General features: G+C 42.7%; 16 protein-coding genes and 2 tRNA genes. 11 read left to right on the top strand and 7 right to left on the bottom strand.

Annotation, left to right across the window (positions count from 1 at the left end):
• Nucleotides 1-5: 5 nt before the first annotated feature.
• Nucleotides 6-302, bottom strand: coding sequence for a hypothetical protein (locus DN068_RS08940; protein WP_110998564.1), 297 nt, complete (start codon nt 300-302; stop codon nt 6-8).
• 189 nt (nt 303-491) lie between these two features.
• Here DN068_RS08940 and DN068_RS08935 point away from each other — a divergent pair, with 189 nt between their 5' ends.
• The 4 genes from DN068_RS08935 to DN068_RS08920 all read left to right on the top strand — a co-directional run bounded on the left by DN068_RS08935 (nt 492) and on the right by DN068_RS08920 (nt 3,638).
• Nucleotides 492-920: a hypothetical protein gene (locus tag DN068_RS08935; RefSeq protein ID WP_123985289.1), complete on the top strand. Its 429-nt coding sequence runs from the start codon at nt 492-494 to the stop codon at nt 918-920.
• Nucleotides 921-967: 47 nt separating this feature from the next.
• Nucleotides 968-1,696: a hypothetical protein gene (locus tag DN068_RS08930; RefSeq protein WP_110998562.1), complete on the top strand. Its 729-nt coding sequence runs from the start codon at nt 968-970 to the stop codon at nt 1,694-1,696.
• Between the two features lie 115 nt (nt 1,697-1,811).
• Complete coding sequence (gene fabG / locus DN068_RS08925) at nt 1,812-2,558, top strand: 3-oxoacyl-[acyl-carrier-protein] reductase (protein WP_110998561.1); 747 nt, start codon at nt 1,812-1,814, stop codon at nt 2,556-2,558.
• A 93-nt stretch (nt 2,559-2,651) separates the two neighbouring features.
• Nucleotides 2,652-3,638, top strand: coding sequence for a beta-ketoacyl-ACP synthase III (locus DN068_RS08920; RefSeq protein WP_110998560.1), 987 nt, complete (start codon nt 2,652-2,654; stop codon nt 3,636-3,638).
• Between the two features lie 229 nt (nt 3,639-3,867).
• Here the strand turns inward: DN068_RS08920 and rlmN are convergent, their stop codons facing one another.
• Nucleotides 3,868-4,911 (bottom strand): 23S rRNA (adenine(2503)-C(2))-methyltransferase RlmN, encoded by a 1,044-nt coding sequence (gene rlmN / locus DN068_RS08915; RefSeq protein WP_110998559.1) that lies wholly within the window; start codon nt 4,909-4,911, stop codon nt 3,868-3,870.
• A gap of 156 nt (nt 4,912-5,067) precedes the next feature.
• Between rlmN and DN068_RS08910 the strand changes: the two genes are divergently transcribed.
• From DN068_RS08910 to DN068_RS08890, 5 genes are all read left to right on the top strand, one after another.
• A complete protein-coding gene (locus tag DN068_RS08910) occupies nt 5,068-6,078 on the top strand; it encodes an SRPBCC family protein (protein WP_110998558.1) in 1,011 nt (336 codons plus the stop codon).
• A 164-nt stretch (nt 6,079-6,242) separates the two neighbouring features.
• Nucleotides 6,243-8,195, top strand: a complete 1,953-nt coding sequence (locus DN068_RS08905; protein WP_110998557.1) for a glycosyltransferase family 2 protein — start codon at nt 6,243-6,245, stop codon at nt 8,193-8,195.
• 61 nt (nt 8,196-8,256) lie between these two features.
• Nucleotides 8,257-8,333, top strand: a tRNA-Asn gene (locus DN068_RS08900).
• 203 nt (nt 8,334-8,536) lie between these two features.
• Nucleotides 8,537-10,105: an ArnT family glycosyltransferase gene (locus tag DN068_RS08895; RefSeq protein ID WP_110998556.1), complete on the top strand. Its 1,569-nt coding sequence runs from the start codon at nt 8,537-8,539 to the stop codon at nt 10,103-10,105.
• Between the two features lie 148 nt (nt 10,106-10,253).
• Nucleotides 10,254-10,327, top strand: a tRNA-Asn gene (locus DN068_RS08890).
• A gap of 48 nt (nt 10,328-10,375) precedes the next feature.
• Here DN068_RS08890 and DN068_RS08885 read toward each other — a convergent pair.
• Nucleotides 10,376-10,684 carry a hypothetical protein gene (locus DN068_RS08885; RefSeq protein WP_123985288.1) on the bottom strand — a complete coding sequence of 103 codons (309 nt, stop codon included), beginning with the start codon at nt 10,682-10,684 and terminating at the stop codon, nt 10,376-10,378.
• Nucleotides 10,685-10,897: 213 nt separating this feature from the next.
• Here DN068_RS08885 and DN068_RS08880 point away from each other — a divergent pair, with 213 nt between their 5' ends.
• Nucleotides 10,898-12,523 carry a T9SS type A sorting domain-containing protein gene (locus tag DN068_RS08880; RefSeq protein ID WP_165836332.1) on the top strand — a complete coding sequence of 542 codons (1,626 nt, stop codon included), beginning with the start codon at nt 10,898-10,900 and terminating at the stop codon, nt 12,521-12,523.
• A 279-nt stretch (nt 12,524-12,802) separates the two neighbouring features.
• Nucleotides 12,803-13,432, top strand: coding sequence for a hypothetical protein (locus tag DN068_RS08875; RefSeq protein WP_110998553.1), 630 nt, complete (start codon nt 12,803-12,805; stop codon nt 13,430-13,432).
• Between the two features lie 120 nt (nt 13,433-13,552).
• On the opposite strand, the gene galE is transcribed toward DN068_RS08875, so the two are convergent.
• From galE to DN068_RS08855, 4 genes are all read right to left on the bottom strand, one after another.
• The gene (galE, locus tag DN068_RS08870) at nt 13,553-14,590 is read right to left on the bottom strand and encodes a UDP-glucose 4-epimerase GalE (RefSeq protein ID WP_110998552.1); all 1,038 of its coding nucleotides are present in this window, start codon (nt 14,588-14,590) and stop codon (nt 13,553-13,555) included.
• A 71-nt stretch (nt 14,591-14,661) separates the two neighbouring features.
• Nucleotides 14,662-16,476, bottom strand: coding sequence for an ABC transporter ATP-binding protein (locus DN068_RS08865; protein ID WP_110998551.1), 1,815 nt, complete (start codon nt 16,474-16,476; stop codon nt 14,662-14,664).
• Nucleotides 16,477-17,976 carry a cysteine--tRNA ligase gene (gene cysS / locus DN068_RS08860; RefSeq protein WP_110998550.1) on the bottom strand — a complete coding sequence of 500 codons (1,500 nt, stop codon included), beginning with the start codon at nt 17,974-17,976 and terminating at the stop codon, nt 16,477-16,479.
• Nucleotides 17,977-18,004: 28 nt separating this feature from the next.
• Nucleotides 18,005-19,132: an endonuclease/exonuclease/phosphatase family protein gene (locus tag DN068_RS08855; protein WP_110998549.1), complete on the bottom strand. Its 1,128-nt coding sequence runs from the start codon at nt 19,130-19,132 to the stop codon at nt 18,005-18,007.
• Between the last annotated feature and the right edge of the window lie 19 nt (nt 19,133-19,151).

Here is a 19,151-nt window from a genome sequence, read left to right as displayed (position 1 = left end):
TTTCTTTATTTTTTCTGAGTTGTAGTAGTCGTTGTGGTACTCTTGTGATCAGTAGTGGTTGTTTTGTTTTCTTTATAACGCTGATCCGGAGTGCCGTCCTTTTTTGTATGTGTTGTCGTAGTGGTAGATGTTGTAGTTCCTGTCTTGTTCTCCTTATAGCGCTTGTCAGGAGTACCATCTTTCTTCGTATGTGTTGTTGTAGTGGTAGTCTGTGTAGTTTTTGCAGGTTGCGTTTGTGCGTGCAGTATACTTGCGCCAAACAGCATTGTAGTTGCCAATAACAGGCTGAAGATTTTTTTCATCGGTTTTTTTATTTTTTAGAAGCAAAAGTTAAAGAATAAAAACGAAATATAAATGTTAATGCCAATATAAAGACCCCCAATCAAATATTTGTTCCTATGCATTTGAATGCGGTTTTAACATAACGTGTTGTATTTTTTCGATGCATAAATTCTAACTTAATCACATCTAATTCAAAAATGTATATACTAATGAAAAAACTCTTCCTAACCCTTTCAGTATCTATTCTTTTCACACAAATCACGTCAGCCCAACAATGGCGCCCCTCTTATAAGGACAGCCTGCAAAAAGCAAGTGATGGAATGTATGACAAGGGATCAGCTTACTTCATCATTGTTGATGCTTTTAAAGATGGTATTCTGAAACCAGGTACGCCATTTGAATTTTCCTATGAGGACAGCATAGTCAGGTTTAGTGACGCAAAACTTTCCGAAAAAATGCAGCAAGAATATGCTGCAAAGTTCCGGGCCTTCCTGATTGAGCAATATGAGCCGGCAAACATTAAAGCCAGCTGGCGTTCCGACAGTGTAAGTACGATGCAAATATTCGACACCAATTCCCGCCTATGGGGCCCAACGATGAAAGAGAACAGAGAGCTTATGGGAACACATGCCAAATAATATGCTTAAATTTTAGTCCACATTCACCCAATTCAAAAAAACGCACCATGCCAAAACCCTTTCTGATACTCGTGCTATCGGCTCTTATCGGCACACAAACCGTATCGGCGCAACAATTGCGACCATCGCTCAGAGATAGCCTGCAAAAAGCAAGCGATCTGATGTTTAAAACCGGAACTTACGGTTTCGTAACCGTAGACGCAGTGCTGGACGGAATTCTCGAATTAAATGAACCCTATGAATTCACCTACAAAGACAAACGATGCAGTTTTAAAAAAGAAAAATTATCTAAAAAACAGCAGCGGGTATACAACGAGAAATTCATAACCTGCCTCAAAAACGGTGGTATGACTGAAAATTCAACTGTCAGCATACGCAGTGACGGCGTTCGTATAGCGGAAATTTTCAAGACAACAGCTTACATCGCTGCCGACCAACCTGCAAAAAGTTCGTCGGCAGCCTGGTTCAACACACCGCCCAATAAAGTCCTACCAGACCGAGATAGCGCGAGGCATCTCGGAGACTTGCTCGTATTGAATATGCTCGATGATCAACTTGTAGACACCAGCAAAAAAATTGAAATCAAGTATTCTTTGGGATCAGTGTTTGTAAACGGTAAAAAACTCAACGAGGAGCATAATTCAAAATACAGCGCGATGATTGAAAATGTAAATAAGCAGTCCGGTTACAACCCCGATATGATGACCTTTGATTTCTCCGCACATCCAAACAAACTGCGTTACCCGCACCCTGGGCCGGTAACTAGTGACAAATAAGCTATATCAAAGTCAAAATCCGGCTTGTAAATCCCACTTTTTTGCGGTTTTACAGGCCGGAAATATGTTATTCTTACAGCAATCATTATTTTAGCGGCCAAATATCCAACTGGAAATGAAATTGCTGGAAAATAAGGTTGCGCTCATTACCGGAGCAAGCCGTGGTATTGGTGAAGCAATCGCCATCAAATTTGCGGAACAAGGTGCAAATATTGCGTTTACCTATCTCTCTTCTGAAGAACGTGCAAAGGCGCTCGAAGAAAAGCTGTCTGCTTTTGGTGTAAAAGCAAAAGGTTATAAATCTGATGCCGGCGATTATGCTGCAGCAGAACAACTCGCAAGCGATGTGGCAAAGGATTTTGGCGTTATCGATATCTGTGTAAACAATGCTGGTATTTCCCGCGATAATCTCCTGCTCCGCCTTACTCCGGAGCAATGGGATGAAGTAATGCAGGCCAATCTGAAATCTGTCTACAACCTCACTCGTCAGGTAATCAAACCTATGATGAAAGCGCGCAGCGGCAGCATCATCAACCTCAGCTCTATTGTGGGCATGAAAGGTAATCCCGGCCAAAGCAGCTATGCAGCTTCCAAAGCAGGTATCATCGGTTTTACAAAATCTATCGCCCAGGAAATCGGCAGCCGCAATATTCGCGTAAATGCCATCGCCCCAGGCTTTATCGAAACCGATATGACACATTACCTGAAAGATGGTGGCGGTGACAAATGGTTTGAGAAAATTCCTATGCAACGCTTCGGCAAACCGGAAGAAATTGCCAACGTTGCGCTCTTTCTTGCCTCTGAATTAAGCAGCTATGTAACCGGTCAGGTAATCAGTGCCTGCGGCGGTATGAATACATAATCAGTGCCTATAAACATTTCACAATAGATTATAACATATCTATTGTGAAATGTGTGCTGACATAACTAATTTTGCCTTTTTAAAAATCAATAGATGCAGAAAATTCATGCTGCCATCACAGCAGTGGGTGGATATGTCCCTGAGTACGTTCTTACAAATGCGGAGCTGGAAACGATGGTAGATACCAATGACGAGTGGATACAAGCGCGCACCGGAATTTCGGAACGCCGTTTGTTGAAAGGCGAAAGAGGAACTTCTGATATGGCCGTTGAAGCGGTAAAAGTATTGCTTCAGAAACGAGGTATCAGCCCTCTGGATATTGATCTGATTATCTGTGCTACAACTACGCCTGATATGCAATTCCCGGCAACTGCCAACGTAATTGCTGATAAAGCAGGTTTGAAAAATGCTTTTGGCTACGATATCAACGCTGCATGTAGCGGTTTCTTATTTGCACTGACTACTGCTTCCCAATTTATCGAAACTGGCCGTCATAAAAAGATTATTGTGGTGGGTGCTGACAAAATGAGCTCCATCATCGATTATGAAGACCGTGCTACGTGTATCATCTTTGGCGACGGTGCAGGCGCCGTTTTGCTGGAACCAACAACTGATGAAACAGGTATCCGTGATTCTATTCTCAGAAGTGACGGAGCTGGCCGTGCGCATCTGCATCAAAAAGCAGGCGGTTCAGTAAAACCCGCATCAATTGAAACAGTCATGAACAAGGAACACTATGTGTACCAGGAAGGTCAGGTTGTTTTCAAATTTGCTGTGAAAAACATGGCTGACGTTTCTGCAGAAATCATGGAACGCAACAACCTTAGCTCTGAAGATGTATCGTGGCTGGTTCCACACCAGGCCAATAAACGCATCATCGACGCAACCCGCGAGCGCATGGGCTTGCCGCAGGAAAAAGTAATGGTCAACATTCAACGCTATGGTAACACAACCAACGGTACTTTACCGCTCTGTTTGTGGGAATGGGAAAGTCAACTGAAAAAAGGCGATAATATTATCCTCGCAGCTTTTGGCGGTGGCTTTACATGGGGCGCTACTTATATTAAGTGGGCTTATTAATTAATGTGAAGAATGTGTTTTAATGTGAGGGAATGTGATTTAATACGATAATTAAAAAATGCGACAATGCTATAAGGAATGTGCTGAATGTGTTCAATATGGTGAATGTATTGTCCCCAAATAATTAAAAACAAGAAAGGCGTTAAGTTTAAAACTTAACGCCTTTCTTGTTTATTCTTCAAGGAAACATATTAATCACATTCCCTCACATTTACATTCAATTACCGCATTATGCAGTCGGATGATCCACATTTGCTAACTGACCGCATGCAGCATCAATATCTTTACCGCGGCTGCGACGCAGACGGGCATTTACTTTTTTAGATTCGAGATATTCCATGAAACGCTCCGCAACATCTTCTTCCGGTTTTTCAAAAGCAGCAGCATCAATTGGATTGTACTCGATGATATTTACCAGATCTGCAGGCACCTTACGGTAAAGCTTAATCAGCTCGTCCGCATCCCTTAAGCTATCATTAAAGTCTTTAAACAAGATGTACTCAAACGTAATTTCGTTACCCGTCATCGTGTAAAAATGATTCAATGCATCAACCAGCGCAGCCAGATTATTGCTTTCGTTAATCGGCATGATTTCATTGCGCTTTTCGTCATTCGCAGCATGCAGTGATAGAGCCAGCTTGAATTTCACCTGATCATCGCCCAGCTGACGGATCATTTTGGCAACACCGGCAGTGGAAACCGTAATGCGACGCGGACTCATACCTAAACTATCTGGCGAAGTGATTTTTTCAATCGCCTTCAATACGTTCTTATAGTTGAGCAAAGGTTCGCCCATACCCATAAAAACGATATTGCTCAGATTTTTACCATAGTGCTTTTGCGCCTGCTCATTGATCAGTACCACTTCGTCTACAATCTCATCGTAATCCAGATTGCGCTTACGTGGCAAATAGCCTGTAGCGCAGAATTTGCAAGAAAGGCTACAACCTACCTGCGAAGAAACACAGGCAGTCATACGCTTATCAGTAGGAATCAAAACACCTTCGATAAAATGTGTATCATGAAGCTGCAGACGGCTTTTGATGGTACCATCATTGCTGTACTGTGCGTGATGCACTTTTACTTTAGGAATATAATAATGTTCAGCTAATTTTTCGCGGAGCGATTTAGACAGATTCGTCATTTCACTGATATCACCCACAAACTTTTTCCAGATCCATTCATACACTTGTTTGGCTCGAAAAGCAGGCTCACCCCATTCTTTAAAAACGGCCTGCAGCTCTTCCAAACTGCTTTGACGCAAATTTTTCATGGCGCAAAGGTACGTTATGTTTATCTGAAATATTATTCTGTCTGAAGTTTAACTACCCGACAACACCATTCTCATTCATTTCTAAAAAGTTTTGAATAAAAATATATACTTATAATTAAAATAATTTTATATTTTTCGAGAAATTGTTCTAGACTCATGAAAAAATTCTTAAAGGTTCTTCTGATCCTTATAGTGATCGTCATCGTCATTGTTGGCATTCTTGCGGCGATCGCTCCAAAAACCATTCTCGTTCAACGCAGTACAACCATTAAAGGCTCCAAAAGTGCTGTATTTGCACAAATGACACATTTTAAAAACTGGCCGAACTGGAGTCCCTGGTATGAAATGGACACAGCCGTACAAATGACTTATTTTGGTAATGACGGAGAAGTAGGCAGTGGTTATCACTGGGTTGGAGATCCTAAAAAATCAGGTGAGGGAGAAATTACCAATCAAAATCTGAACGGCGACAGCATGCAATTCAGCCTCAAGTTTATAAAACCTTTCAAATCAGAAGCAACCGGATATCTGGTAGCCACCGACAGTGGCGGCATGACCAACGCTACCTGGATCTTTATCATGGACAATTCATTTCCACACAGCATTTTTTCTTCAATATTTAGCATGGATAAAATGCTGGGCAAAGACTTCGAACATGGGCTGGATAAAATGAAACAATATGTAGAAAGCCATCCGGAACCCGTGGCTGAAAACACTGCACCAGCAATACAGGACACTAAATATCCGATGCATATCTACGCGGGCATCCGCAAATCCATGAAGTGGGATGAGCTCAGCGCCTTTTTTCAGGAGAGTTACTCAAAAATCGGACAAGCAGCTGGTAGCTCTGTTAATGGCCCCGCTGCAGCTATCTATTACAAATGGGATACCGATAACCAAAGTACTGATGTAGCCGCTGTAATGCCTGTAGCCAACGAGGTAACTGCGACCGGCATTGTGCCGATCCGCGTTGAATCTTCTAAGGCACTGATGGCGGTACACAAAGGCGGTTATGCTTCTGAAGGTGCTGTACATGATGCATTGATGAGTAAAGTGAAAGAAATGGGCAAAAAACAACATCTGGTTGTGGAAGAATACATCAAAGGTCCCGGACAGGAGAAAGACTCCACCAAATGGATCACAAACATTTATTATCTGTATCAATAGAGCGCTTTAAGTTGTACGTTGGTTTGACTTATTACGTACAACTTAAAACGTAGAACTTGACAAAATAAATAGAGCCGTTTACACAATGTGTAAGCGGCTTTTTCGTTATTACGATTACGCCGCTTATATTCGCGTTCAAGCAAATTGATTCTTATCCGGCCGGAATGAAGCTATCCGTAATTATTGTAAACTACAACGTTAAGTACTTCCTGGAAGTGTGCCTGCATTCTGTTATGCGCGCAGCAAAAGGTTATGATGCGGAAATTATTGTAGTCGATAATAATTCACACGATGGCAGCAATGAAATGATCCGGGAACGTTTTCCTTCGGTAATCCTGATCGAAAACAAGGACAATAAGGGTTTTTCCAAAGCGAACAATCAAGGCGTTGCATGGTCTTCGGGAGAATATGTGTTGTTTCTGAATCCGGATACAGTGATGCCGGAAGATTTTTTCCAGAAAACAATCACCTATCTCGATGCGCATCCAAAAGCCGGAGCGCTCGGCCCGCGTCTGATAGACGGTAAAGGCCTGTTTGCGCCCGATTCCAAAAAATCGTTTCCGTCATTATCTGTTGCCATTTTTAAGACAACCGGCATCAACAAAATATTCAGCAAATCTCCATACTTCAATAAATACTACGCAGTACATATCGGCGAACATCAACTGGCGCCTGTAGAGGTGCTCTCGGGTTGTTGCATGCTGGTGCGCCGTCATGTGATTAATGAAATCGGCGGTGCATTTGACGAAGACTATTTCATGTACTGTGAAGATGTCGATTTGTCGTACCGCATTCAGAAAGCGGGCTACGATAATATGTACTTCCCAGAAGCAACATTGATCCATTACAAAGGAGAAAGCACGCGCAAGGCGACGCTTTCCTATGTACGGATCTTTAATGAAGCACTGGCGACATTTGTCAGAAAGCACTACAGCAAGCAACAGGCAAGCCTGTTTACGTTATTCATTAATGTAGGCATCGTTCTGCGTGCTGTCCTCGGCGCCGCCAAGCAAGTTCTGAAAGTATTGCGTATGCCATTGTTTGATGCATTGGTGTTGCTGATTACACTTTGGTTCATGAAAGAATTCTGGGTGGGACAGGTGAAAAACATCAGTCCTATTTCGATGAGTCTTGTTTATGCAACATTCCCGGTTTACATCATACTGTGGATTGTTTCGCTATATCTTAATGGCGCTTATGACCAGCCGTACCGGGCGTTGCGCGTAGTACGCGGCATGCTGATCGGCACCATTTTCATATTAGCCTATTACGGTCTTCTGCAAGCAGGCATGCGCTATTCGCGTGCGATCATTGTACTGTCTGGATTTTCCGGAACGGTGTTGCTTCTTGGGCTTCACGAATTATTATACCGCCTGGGCATTTTCAAATTCATCCCATATGATACGCTTCCTAAAAAAGCGGTAATTGTTGCGGATGAAAAAAACTATTTGCAAACCGCTGCAACGCTGCAACGTGTGCACTACGCGCCGGAATTGGCCGGACGTATTCATGCAGACAAACTTGATGTGCAGCATTCGCTGGGTGGATTGCCGGAAATGAAACAATTATTGTACACAGCGGGAATCGATGAAGTAATTTTCTGTGTGAATGGATTGAGCTACCAGGAAATTCTGGCACAGATGGCATATTGTGGTGGTTCGTATGATTATAAAATCCACCTGCCGGGTAGCCAAAGCTTTGTAGGTAGTAATTCAAGCCATACCGCAGGTGATCTGTACACAATGGATCTCCGCTATAACCTCAATAGCTTTGCACAGCAACGCAATAAACGGGTGTTTGATATTGTAGCTTCCGTGTTTCTTTTGCTGTTTTTACCATTTAGTTTTTTTCTGGTTAAAAATGCTGGAAAGGCTTTTAGCAACTGCATTCAGGTATTGACAGGCAAAAAAACATGGATCGGTTATGCTGCAACCGGAACACCTTCGCACTTGCCGAAAATCCGCGAAAGCATTTTGCCGTCTTACTTTATTCAGGCTGACTACGAGCCCAGCGAAGCTATCCGTGAAAAAATGAATAAAGCTTATGCCCAAAACTACACTCCGGGCGCAGATATTACATTACTAATAAAAAACTATAAATTTCTCGGGAATTTTTAAGCCCAAAATTTTGCAGAAACAAATCCATTTGTATCTTTGCAATCCCAAAAGGGAAACAAAAGCTTCCTTAGCTCAGTTGGTTAGAGCATCTGACTGTTAATCAGAGGGTCTCAGGTTCAAGTCCTGAAGGGAGCGCCAAAGAAAAGGTTTCGAGCAATCGGAACCTTTTTTCATTTATACCACTTGCCCAATATTTTCCTGGCCACAGATCTTTATAAACAACTCCAAGTTTACTTTTCCTCCGAAAGCTTGCCAGAAGATCAAAAAAGAGCTATTATGCGCCCTTATTTCCGGGTACCTTGTTTATTAAGGCCCCGGCTAACTTACTTTAACCGAATTTAATGCGAACATTTTTGAACAATTATGCAGTGCTGCTTGTGCTGTTGATTGTATTTGTCGTTCTAAAAGTTCCACACCTTTTCTACCCGCATTACTGGGACGAAGCCTGGTCATACGCACCAGCAGTAAACCTGATGTACCATCATGGCCCTACCTTATTACCTGGCTCAATTGATGTAGAGGCATCCCGCGGCCATCCGTTATTCTTTTATGCTTCCGCTGCAATGTGGTTGAAGATATTTGGCAACACAATGGTGGCGAAGCACTGTTTTGCGCTTTTCGTTTCACTCGCACAACTTAGCATCGTCTATATCGCCTGTCTTCGGCTGTTCAATAAACGTGTTGCAATCGTTAGCACCATTTTGCTCGCCGCGCAAGTGACATTTTTTGTACAATCTGCAATGTTGTTGCCTGAAATACTTGTAGGATTGCTCGCTTTCGCTGCCATCTATTTCTATTCAGCCGGCAAATATTTCTGGTCATTTGTCTTCCTGAGTTGCCTGTTTCTTACCAAGGAAAGTGGTTTGGTAATGGGAATTGTATTGGGCGCAGATGTTTTGCTTTCTTTTTTCAACAAATCTATTTCCTGGCCTGAACGGTGGAAAAAAACAGGTTGCGTGGGCGGTGCCGGCGCAATCATTGTTGCTTTCTTCCTTTATCAACATCATACTTATGGCTGGTTTTTGTATCCAGGACATACTGGGCTGATCGATTATTCATGGGGCGCCATTTTTGGAAAGGTTGTAGACAGCATGAATGACTTGTTCGTTGTGGATAAGATGTACCGTGTGTTTTGGCTTTTACTGCTGCTTTCCGTTGGAATTGCCATTTGGAAAAAACAATGGTTATGGCTTGTGTATTTGTTACCCGCGACTGTTATATGGCGATTGGTAACTGGTCATGCAGGATTTGGCGATGGTAAATTATATGTTGCGATTTTAGCATTGTCATTCATTGCGGCATTCATAGCATCTTCGCGGTTGTTGTCAGATCAAAACAAAGCCAGGAAATTCCTGTTACTCGGGGGCGGATTTTTCCTGCTGTACATAGCTTTTACTGTTTTCAATTTTATTACCCATCGATATTTAATAGCAGTTTTAGTCTGGGTAGTTGTATATATCGCCATATGGCTAGACGGGCTGATTTCCAGAAGTTCCCTTTATTTGTACATTCCGATAGCCATTCTGCTTGGGCTGAACATTTTTAAAGCGTACCAATGGAATACAGGAGTTGGTGACTGCAACTTACAAGCCTTTAATGCGATGAAAGTGCAGCAAGACCTGATACATTATTTAGAGGATAAACAGGCCTACGAAAAGAACATCGGACTTGGTTCATTCCAGCAACGAGTAAGTATGGTTAAACCAGAAGCCGGGATGCTAAAATCTGGGAAAATATTTAAGCATGCCGACTGGAATATTGACTCCACAACAGACTATGCCCTTTTTGATAATATTGAGCCGGATGACAGATTCGCACAAATAAAATCAGACAGCAGCTTTCATTTAATTTTTCGTACCGAACACGGACAAGCGTGGGGCGAGATATTTTCACAAAAAAGACAAGATTGAACCAGCATTGAATAATGGAATTACAATAGCTTAAATTTCAAAATCCGCGGGTTCGATCAATCCATAATTTTTCTGCAAAGATTTTTTGTCGCCCTCTTGCTTCAAATAAAACCATTTGTATCTTTGCAGTCCTCAAAAAGGAAAAAAAGCTTCCTTAGCTCAGTTGGTTAGAGCATCTGACTGTTAATCAGAGGGTCTCAGGTTCAAGTCCTGAAGGGAGCGCAGAGAAAAGGTTTCGAGCAATCGGAACCTTTTTTATTTGTCGCGATTTTATTCTTCGCAGTAGAAAATTGCAGTTATTTTCTCGCTAATGTCTTTCACAGCCTGGTCAATTGCCTTCCGCTCTTTTCCCGTATAACTTTCGGAAATACTCAAAAGCATTGGAACTACTTCTATCAACATCGAAGCGAGTTTTTTTTCAATGAATATCCTGCCGGAAAGATTACGTTCTGCTTCATTCAGCAAACCCATAAACTCATTCAGATTGTGCTCATCCAGTCCTTCCAGAAAACGCAGCCTGATCAAAAAATTATCTTCATCCGCAAGAAACAAATGCAGCTTTTGCGTGACTGTCATCATAGCACAAAGGTACGTTATTGAGGGTTGGCGATTTAAAATTGAGAATTGAGAGACGAGGATAATAATTTCTAATAAAAACCGTTAAATCACTATTAACAATTGAAAATTTTCCATTTGTGAGTTAAAACTGATTTATATACTTTCTATCAATCCATTATTTACCCATCGTATAGCAGGGAATTTTGCACCGCTATGCTTCAATACCGATACCCAATGAGAAAAGCATTATTCTTCCTGTTTACTATCCTGTCGTTTTATGCACAAGGCCAGACAAACATCCTGCAGCCATCCCATTTTGAGCAAACGATTTCAAACAGTTTTTTAGAAATCGGTAATTATTACTACTTCCTGACCTTTAAAGAAAGTGGTCTTTTCGGGACTTACAGTCCATACAGCAAACCACTGCCAACCGAATTCACACTATTTAAAATAGACAAATACAGTCTGGCGGTTATCGACAGCGCCATTGCGATGGGAGACACTAAACAAGACGACAGCGTGGTATATACTTATCCGATTTTTATGAGACGATCACCATCCGATGGTATTTATCTTTTTTACCAAAAAACGCTGGAAGCCGATTCGAGTGTTACGCCCGTCAGGCCGTACGACCGGATTATTTATTGCACAGCTTTTGATACCATGTTAACGCCTATAATTCCGGAGAAGAAAATATGGTCTGAAAGCGAGCATCAGCCAACGACAAATACGAGCTTATATACTGCTACGTTTATTGGTAATCGTATATTTTTAGGATTTGCTGGCGACGATTCTACTGTGGTGGGCGGAAACTATTATTCTGTGCTCCGGTACGCCAAATTGGATACGGATGCGAACCTGCTCAATACAGATACACTTGGTGATAAGAATCCACTGGCGAGGCACCAGGTAGATCGCTGGCTTACGAGATTGATTCCTTATAAAAATCAGATTCTTTTTCTGGCAACGAATTTGAGCTATAATGGCAACGCAGTAGATGCAGCAGAGCTTTACCTGGCTGATACTAATATGCATCTTACAGATAGCTTCTTCCGCCCGTTTTATACTACATACCCTAATGACACTGTCAGCGTCTATAACGTGATGAGCAATATGACAGCATTACCTACTGGTGGTCTGATTGAAGGTTACCCAGGCATAAATTCAACATATCCCACACGTAGCATCTTATTTAAAAGCTACGCGTCAACCGGATTTGAGCCAGTAAAAAGCCTTCATCTCTATGCCCATGACAGCGATGACCACTACCACAGCACCAGCTACTCTATCTATGAAGTAATTGCCTACAATAAATCTGATAACCTGATCTATTTTGCAGAAAGGACGCATACATTTACCTACGTAGATCCTTGTAATGGAAATCAAAACTACCTGCAGATAACCTGCGCAGACACTAATCTGAATCTGAAATGGACTAAATACATTTTTTCCGATAGCGGATACTGTATCTTGCCTGAGCAAGTCACTCCGTGCGATGGCAGATCAGGCGCTATCATTGCCGGCGAAAAAGGAAAAAACTATAGCTATTCAGTTACCTCATTTGCCTACCGTTTAGACAGCGCCACAACAACCGGCATTACCAATACAGATGGCTTAACAGTGCGCGACAGATTCCGGATTTATCCAAACCCTGCAACAGATGTCATCTATGCCGACGATATTTTTGACAGGCTGAAAAAAATCACCATCTACGATATGCAGGGCCGCCTCGTAATTACACGCGCGTTACATTCCGGCAAAAACGAAATTACACTTGGCCAATTGCCATCTGGTATTTACCTCATCAATCTGCAAACAGAAGATGGTGAAGAGCACCGGGAAAAGTTTATAGTGCGGTAATTGGCTAAAGGGCTAAAGGGTTAATGGGTTAATTCGTCAAAAAGTTAGTCTATTGATACGCCTTGGGAAGCCTAACAAAAGCAAAGCGATACACACGGATGTAATAGTAAGCGAAGTCGAACCATGGTGTGGTCGCCCTTCAACTCCGCTCTCCATGACAAGAACATGAGAGATTCATGCGTTGAAACATCATAAGGGAGTTTAATGCAAAACGAAGGAAAACTTTAGGCTTTGCACTTTAAGCTTTAGGCTTTAAATTCAGGTTACAAATAAAAAACCATGAACTACACACTCAATCTCATTTTTACGCCAGAGCAAATAAATCTGATTTATGAGACCAACATGAATGTAATTATTGCGAAACCTGTAACCGATGAAAAGCCAGAGCTCGCCTGGCAGACATTCAGGCCAATGGAAAGCAACAGGCTTGAATGGCAGGATCAATACGGCATTTATGCATCTACTATTGTTCCCGGAGAAAATGTTGATATCACTAAAACAACCACCCTACCAATTGGCGCTGCCCGGAATGCACTTTACACGCTGGGCAGGGACGGCGTTATTTCCGGTCCGGGTAAAAGCACTGGCGGTTCCAATTCTTTTAGCGTTTTGAACCAGTTTCAAAATGGATCATCTGTTTCTTTCATGACTATCGGATTAACACAGGATGCTACCGTAAATGGAATGACAATTTCAGCAAACCCGCTCTCCGCAGCGCGTGTTCCTTATCAGAACACCGCAGAAATGACTCCGGATACGGGAATTTATATTTCACTTCAATCGCAGGCTCCGAGAAATATGCTCGCCAAGGTCACTTCACAAATGACCCGACTGGTTTTCCGTAATGGCGCTACTGAAATTTCCGCAACTTATAACTCAGACGCAGGGATGTTTATACAGTCCAATTAAGCGAAAAGCTCAAAGCTCGAAGCGAAAAGCTTATTAACACGAGCAGTTTTAAGCTTTCAGCCTTAGGCTTTAGGCCTCAATTAAAAAACAGGAGCCGGCAAAATTGCCGGCTCCTGTTTTTTAATTGAGATGCACTTGTGATTCGTGCTGCATATTTTGTTCCCAGCGCCAGGCGGAATCCATCACCTGATCTAAAGTGTATTTACACTCCCAGCCAAGTTTTGTTTTTGCTTTTGTATTGTCTGCATAAACTGCCACCACATCACCCGGGCGACGATCGCCCACTTTATAGTTGAGCTTTTTACCAGAAACTTTTTCGAAAGACTGAATCATTTCCAATACGGTAACGCCAACACCAGAACCAAGATTAAAAACCTCGCAGTTGGAATCGTTATTACCGTCAATCATATATTGCAACGCTCTGGTATGCGCGTTCGCAATATCCATTACATGAATATAGTCGCGCACGCAAGAGCCATCCCGGGTAGGATAATCAGAACCAAAAACCTGCATCTGCGGACGTTTCCCTATGGCCGTCTGTGTAATCACAGGAACGAGATTTTCCGGTTTCTCCTGAATCTCGCCAATGTAGGCTGTAGGATGTGCACCTACCGGATTGAAATAACGAAGTAACATGGTGTTGAAAGCCTGATTTACTCTGCTGAAATCAACACAAATAGCTTCGCCCATTTGTTTGGTACGTGCGTATGGAGATTCCGGCTCTTTCAATGGTGTTTGCTCGTCTACCGGCAATTTTTCAGCGTTGCCGTAAACAGAGCATGACGAAGAAAATACTACGTTGAGCACATTATGGTCTCTCGCACATTTCAGCACATTCACCAGCGAACTGATATTGTTATTGTAATATTTGAGCGGTTCGTTTACCGATTCACCAACCGATTTGTAAGCGGCGAAATGAATAACGCCCTGAATATCGGGGTTCTCAATGAAAATAGTTTCGGTATCATCCAGATTACAAAGGTTTACTTTGTAGTTTTTCACTTTCTTACCAGTGATCTTTTCAATACCCGACAACATGCGCAAAGACCCGCGCGAAAGGTCATCTACAGAAATTACTTCGAAGCCATTCGCTATAAGATCAATAATCGTATGAGCACCGATATATCCACAACCCCCTGTTACTAAAATCTTTTTCATCTTCAAGCAAGATAAGTCATTATAAGTTTATTACTCCCCGTGTTTTTCCTAAAATTTCCTTAGAAATTACGCTATTTCACCTGCTGCATTTCTACCAGTTTGCGGTACATGCCTTCTTGCTGCATCAACTCGCTATGGCGGCCACGCTGCACGATTTTTCCTTTGTCCATCACAATGATTTCGTCCGCATGCTGCACAGTAGAAAGGCGGTGCGCAATCACAATACAAGTACGGTTGAGCATCAGTTCATTGATCGCATCCTGCACCAGTCGTTCGCTTTCTGTATCCAGCGAAGAAGTAGCTTCGTCGAGGATCAGCAACGGCGGATTTTTCAATACTGCGCGGGCAATCGTCACACGTTGTCTTTCGCCACCACTCAGTTTGGTACCACGATCACCGACTACGGTATCGTATCCTTCTGGTTTATTGAGAATGAATTTATGTGCGTGTGCAATTCTCGCCGCTTCTTCCACCTGCTCTTTCGTAGCACCGCCAGTTCCCATTCTGATATTGTTTTCGATGGTATCGTTAAACAAAATCGGATCCTGATTTACTACCCCGATCAAACGACGCACGTCGTCCACTTTATAATTTTTGATATTGACGCCGTCGATCAATATTTCGCCACCGGTCACATCATGGAAGCGTGGGACCAAGTCTACTGCTGTTGATTTACCGGCACCAGAAGCACCAACCAACGCAACTGTATTTCCTTTCTGAATTTTCAAGTCCAGACCATCGAGAATTACTTTTTCGCCGTAGGCAAAACGCACATTTTTAAACTCGATAGAATCATTAAAGTTGCGGATTGATTTCGCATCGGGCAATTCCTTGATTGTATTTTCTGCATTCAGCAAATGTTCAATTCTTTCCAGCGCCGCTGAGCCTTTTTGAATATTGAAGAACGAAGTAGAAAGGTTCTTGAACGGATTGATGATCTGTGTAAACAGCGCGATGTAGAACACAAACTGTTCGGGGCGCAGCGATGAATTATTAGAGAAAATCAGATTACCACCATACCACAATACTACGCTCACCACAAGCACACCCATCGTTTCAGACAAAGGCGAACCCAGCTCACGACGCGATGCTATTTTATTACGGGTACGGAACATTTCATTGTTCACCTTCATGAAACGCAGGTGCTGATGACGCTCCGCGCTGAATGCTTTTACCACGCGCATCCCAGTCAATGTTTCTTCAATCACACCAAGCATCTGCCCTAATTGCTCTTGTGCAATATTGGATGAACGACGCAGTGATTTACCGATACGACCAATAATCAAACCGGAAACCGGCAGGAACACTAACAAGAATAAGGTCAGCGGAATGCTGAGGTACAACATCGAAGTAATGGTAATAATAATGGTCAGCGGTTCACGGACGAACACCTCCAATGTAGCCATGATCGACAGCTCCACCTCATTGATATCATTCGTCATGCGCGACATCAGATCGCCTTTGCGCTCTTCAGTAAAAAAACCAATCGGCAGGGAAAGCATTTTTGTAAACAGATCATCACGCAAACGGCGCAATACCGCATTACGGATCGGATTCAGCAAATACTGCGACCAATACAGAAACAGATTTTTCAGCATGGTGAAAACCACCACCGCAATTGCTGCATACACTAACGTCTTAGAGCGGCCGAGATCATGCACCAGTTGTTCTACAAAATGAGTCGCTTTGGCCAGCATGCTGGTGCTATCATCTTTTGAATCAGCCACAGGTGCGTCCGTATCGAGGAACAAGATTTTCATCACCGGCATGAGCATACCGAGCGAAAACGTTCCGAACAGGATCGCTAATAAATTGGTAGTAAAATAGAGCGCTATCTTAAGCTTGTAATCAGCCAGATAGCGCAGTAATCTTGATAATTTTTTCATTTAAATATTTTCGATTGTATAGGAGACACTCCCGTCTTTTTCATCTTTCAACATGATACCGGCTGCGGCCAGCTGGTTACGGATCTGATCGGAAGTTGCCCAGTCTTTGCGGTTGCGTGCATCTTTGCGGATCTCAACCAGCAGCGACAATACCTGATCCAGATGGTTACTTTGTACGGCCTGCAAAGGTTTCATACCCAGAATATCTTCAAGATATGTTTTAAACGTTTCCAGCATCAATTGGAAAGTAGCGACTGATAATGCATTTGCTGCAATCTGTCCGCCTTTCATACTATTGATCACCGGTGCCATTTCAAACAGGTTCGCAATTACTTTCGCTGTGTTGAAATCATCGTTCATGAAATCAGCACATTCTTTGCACCATGTTTTTACCTGTTGGTCAAGTGCCGCGTCGCCCGGTGTTTCGTTCGTTGGAACGGCGAGTTTCTGCAGTACTTCATACGCTTCCCACAAACGACGGAATGCCTTTTCAGAAGCCTGCAGCGCCTCGTTTGAGAAATCAAGCGTGCTACGGTAATGCGTTTGCAGAATGTAGAAACGAACTACCATTGGATGGTAAGGTTGTTCCAGAATCGGATGGTTGCCGCTAAACAATTCAGTCAGTTTAATGACGTTATTGTAGCTTTTCCCCATTTTCTTACCGTTGATGGTGATCATATTATTGTGCATCCAGTAGTTTACCGGTGCGTGTCCATGTGCAATAGTCGACTGGGCGATTTCACTTTCGTGGTGTGGGAACTGTAAGTCCATACCACCTCCGTGAATGTCAAATTTATCGCCCAGATATTTGCTGCTCATTGCAGAACATTCGATATGCCAGCCCGGAAAACCTTCGCCCCACGGACTTTTCCAACGCATGATATGTTGCAATGGCGCTTTTTTCCAAAGCGCGAAATCTACTTTATTTCTTTTTTCGTCCTGACCTTCCAGATCGCGGGTTGTTTCCAGCAATTCATCAATACGACGACCGGAAAGTTTACCGTACGGATATTCTTCAGCGTATTTTTTTACATCGAAGTATACAGAACCATTCACTTCATAAGCGAAGCCTTTGGCCATGATATCTTCAATCATGGAAAGCTGCTCAATGATATGACCGGTTGCAGTTGGTTCAATACTTGGATCGTCACAGTTAAACAAACGCATGCCCCAGTGAAACAGATTGGTGTATTTCTGCACCAGTTCCATTGGTTCCAGCTTCTCTAATTGTGCTTTGGTAGCAACCTTATCTTCCGCTTCGCGGCCTTCTTCTTCAAAGTGTCCGGCATCAGTAATATTACGCACATAGCGCACTTTGTATCCTAAATGACGCAGATAACGCTGCACCAGATCAAACGTGATATATGGGCGGGCATGACCGAGATGAGATTCTCCCGAAACGGTAGGACCACAGACATACAAACCAACGTGACCAGGTACAATAGGTTCAAATTTTTCCTTCTGACGTGTATATGAGTTATAAAAATGTAATTCCGACATGTCTAAAAATATTCGCAAAAATAAGGTATTAGCGGCGAGGCTTGGGTGCAATTTCAAAATTTGCTACCACAGGGTTGTGATCAGACAAACTAAGCTTTGGAGAATAGAAGCCTTTGATCTGCAATAAACGAGGATCGTAAAGAATATAATCGATGCGCAGCGTAGGCAAAATCTGATTGTAAGTACGTCCCAGCCCCCAGCCTCTTTCGGCAAAAGCGTCTTTCAGGTCGCCTTTCAGTTTGGTGTAAGTATAAGAACCCGGCAGATCGTTCAGATCACCACAGATCAGCACCGGATAAGGACTTCGGTTGATATAAGAAAGCGCTGCATCCACTTGGTTCGCGCGTTTTTCATAAGCAATATTGAACTTCCGGACATAGGATTTTGACTTATCCAACTCCAGAGATTTGGTACGATGCTTTACATCTTCAATCATGGCCTTGTCTTTATCCATCAGCATAAATGACTGCAAATGAATAAAATAAACACGCATGGTATTATTTCTCGGCAAATCCACATCACACTGGAGCATTTTAATATTTTGCGCCAACTCTATTTCCTGAAAATGGTTGAGCGGATACTTAGAGAAAAATGCCGTTCCGATATAGATCTTCGTACCTAATGTATTGTCGTAAATAAAACGGTATTCCTTGAAATGACCTTCGCTTAGAAACTTCTTGCTGTAGGGCTTCATAGCGTCGTCCCAATTGGTATAAAATTCCGGCAAACAAAGAACATCCGGGTTCTGACTCTGGATAAACTGACAAATCTTATCAGGCCGGCTTTTATCTAACGGACGGTCATAAATACCGAGACCATGCACATTCCAGGTCATCACCTTGAGGCGGTATTCCCCATTTGACATATCGTTTCTACTAAAATGGAAACCGAAAATGGTAAAAACCAGTTTATAAAATATGCCCAGTAATACGAATGATAATACAGAACGCCATTTCCCCTGCGTGAACAACCAGAACAGGGCAAAACAAAAGTTGACCAAAATGGCAAACGGCGTAGTGAGACTCAACAACGAAAGATACCTGACCTGCAATGGATTAGTCACCGACGCCATATAACAACCTACCAGCCAGACGGCTGCAAGGATATTAAACAGGAAAACGGTACTACGGAAAAAACTCCTGACTGCTCCGGGCATTTTCGGGATTAATTATTGC

It is taken from the genome of Taibaiella soli, from assembly GCF_003236175.1.
In the GTDB taxonomy this organism is placed as follows: Bacteria; Bacteroidota; Bacteroidia; order Chitinophagales; family Chitinophagaceae; genus QKTW01.
The sequence above is the reverse complement of the archived record's forward strand: the minus strand, read 5'-3'. Positions and strand labels throughout refer to the sequence as shown.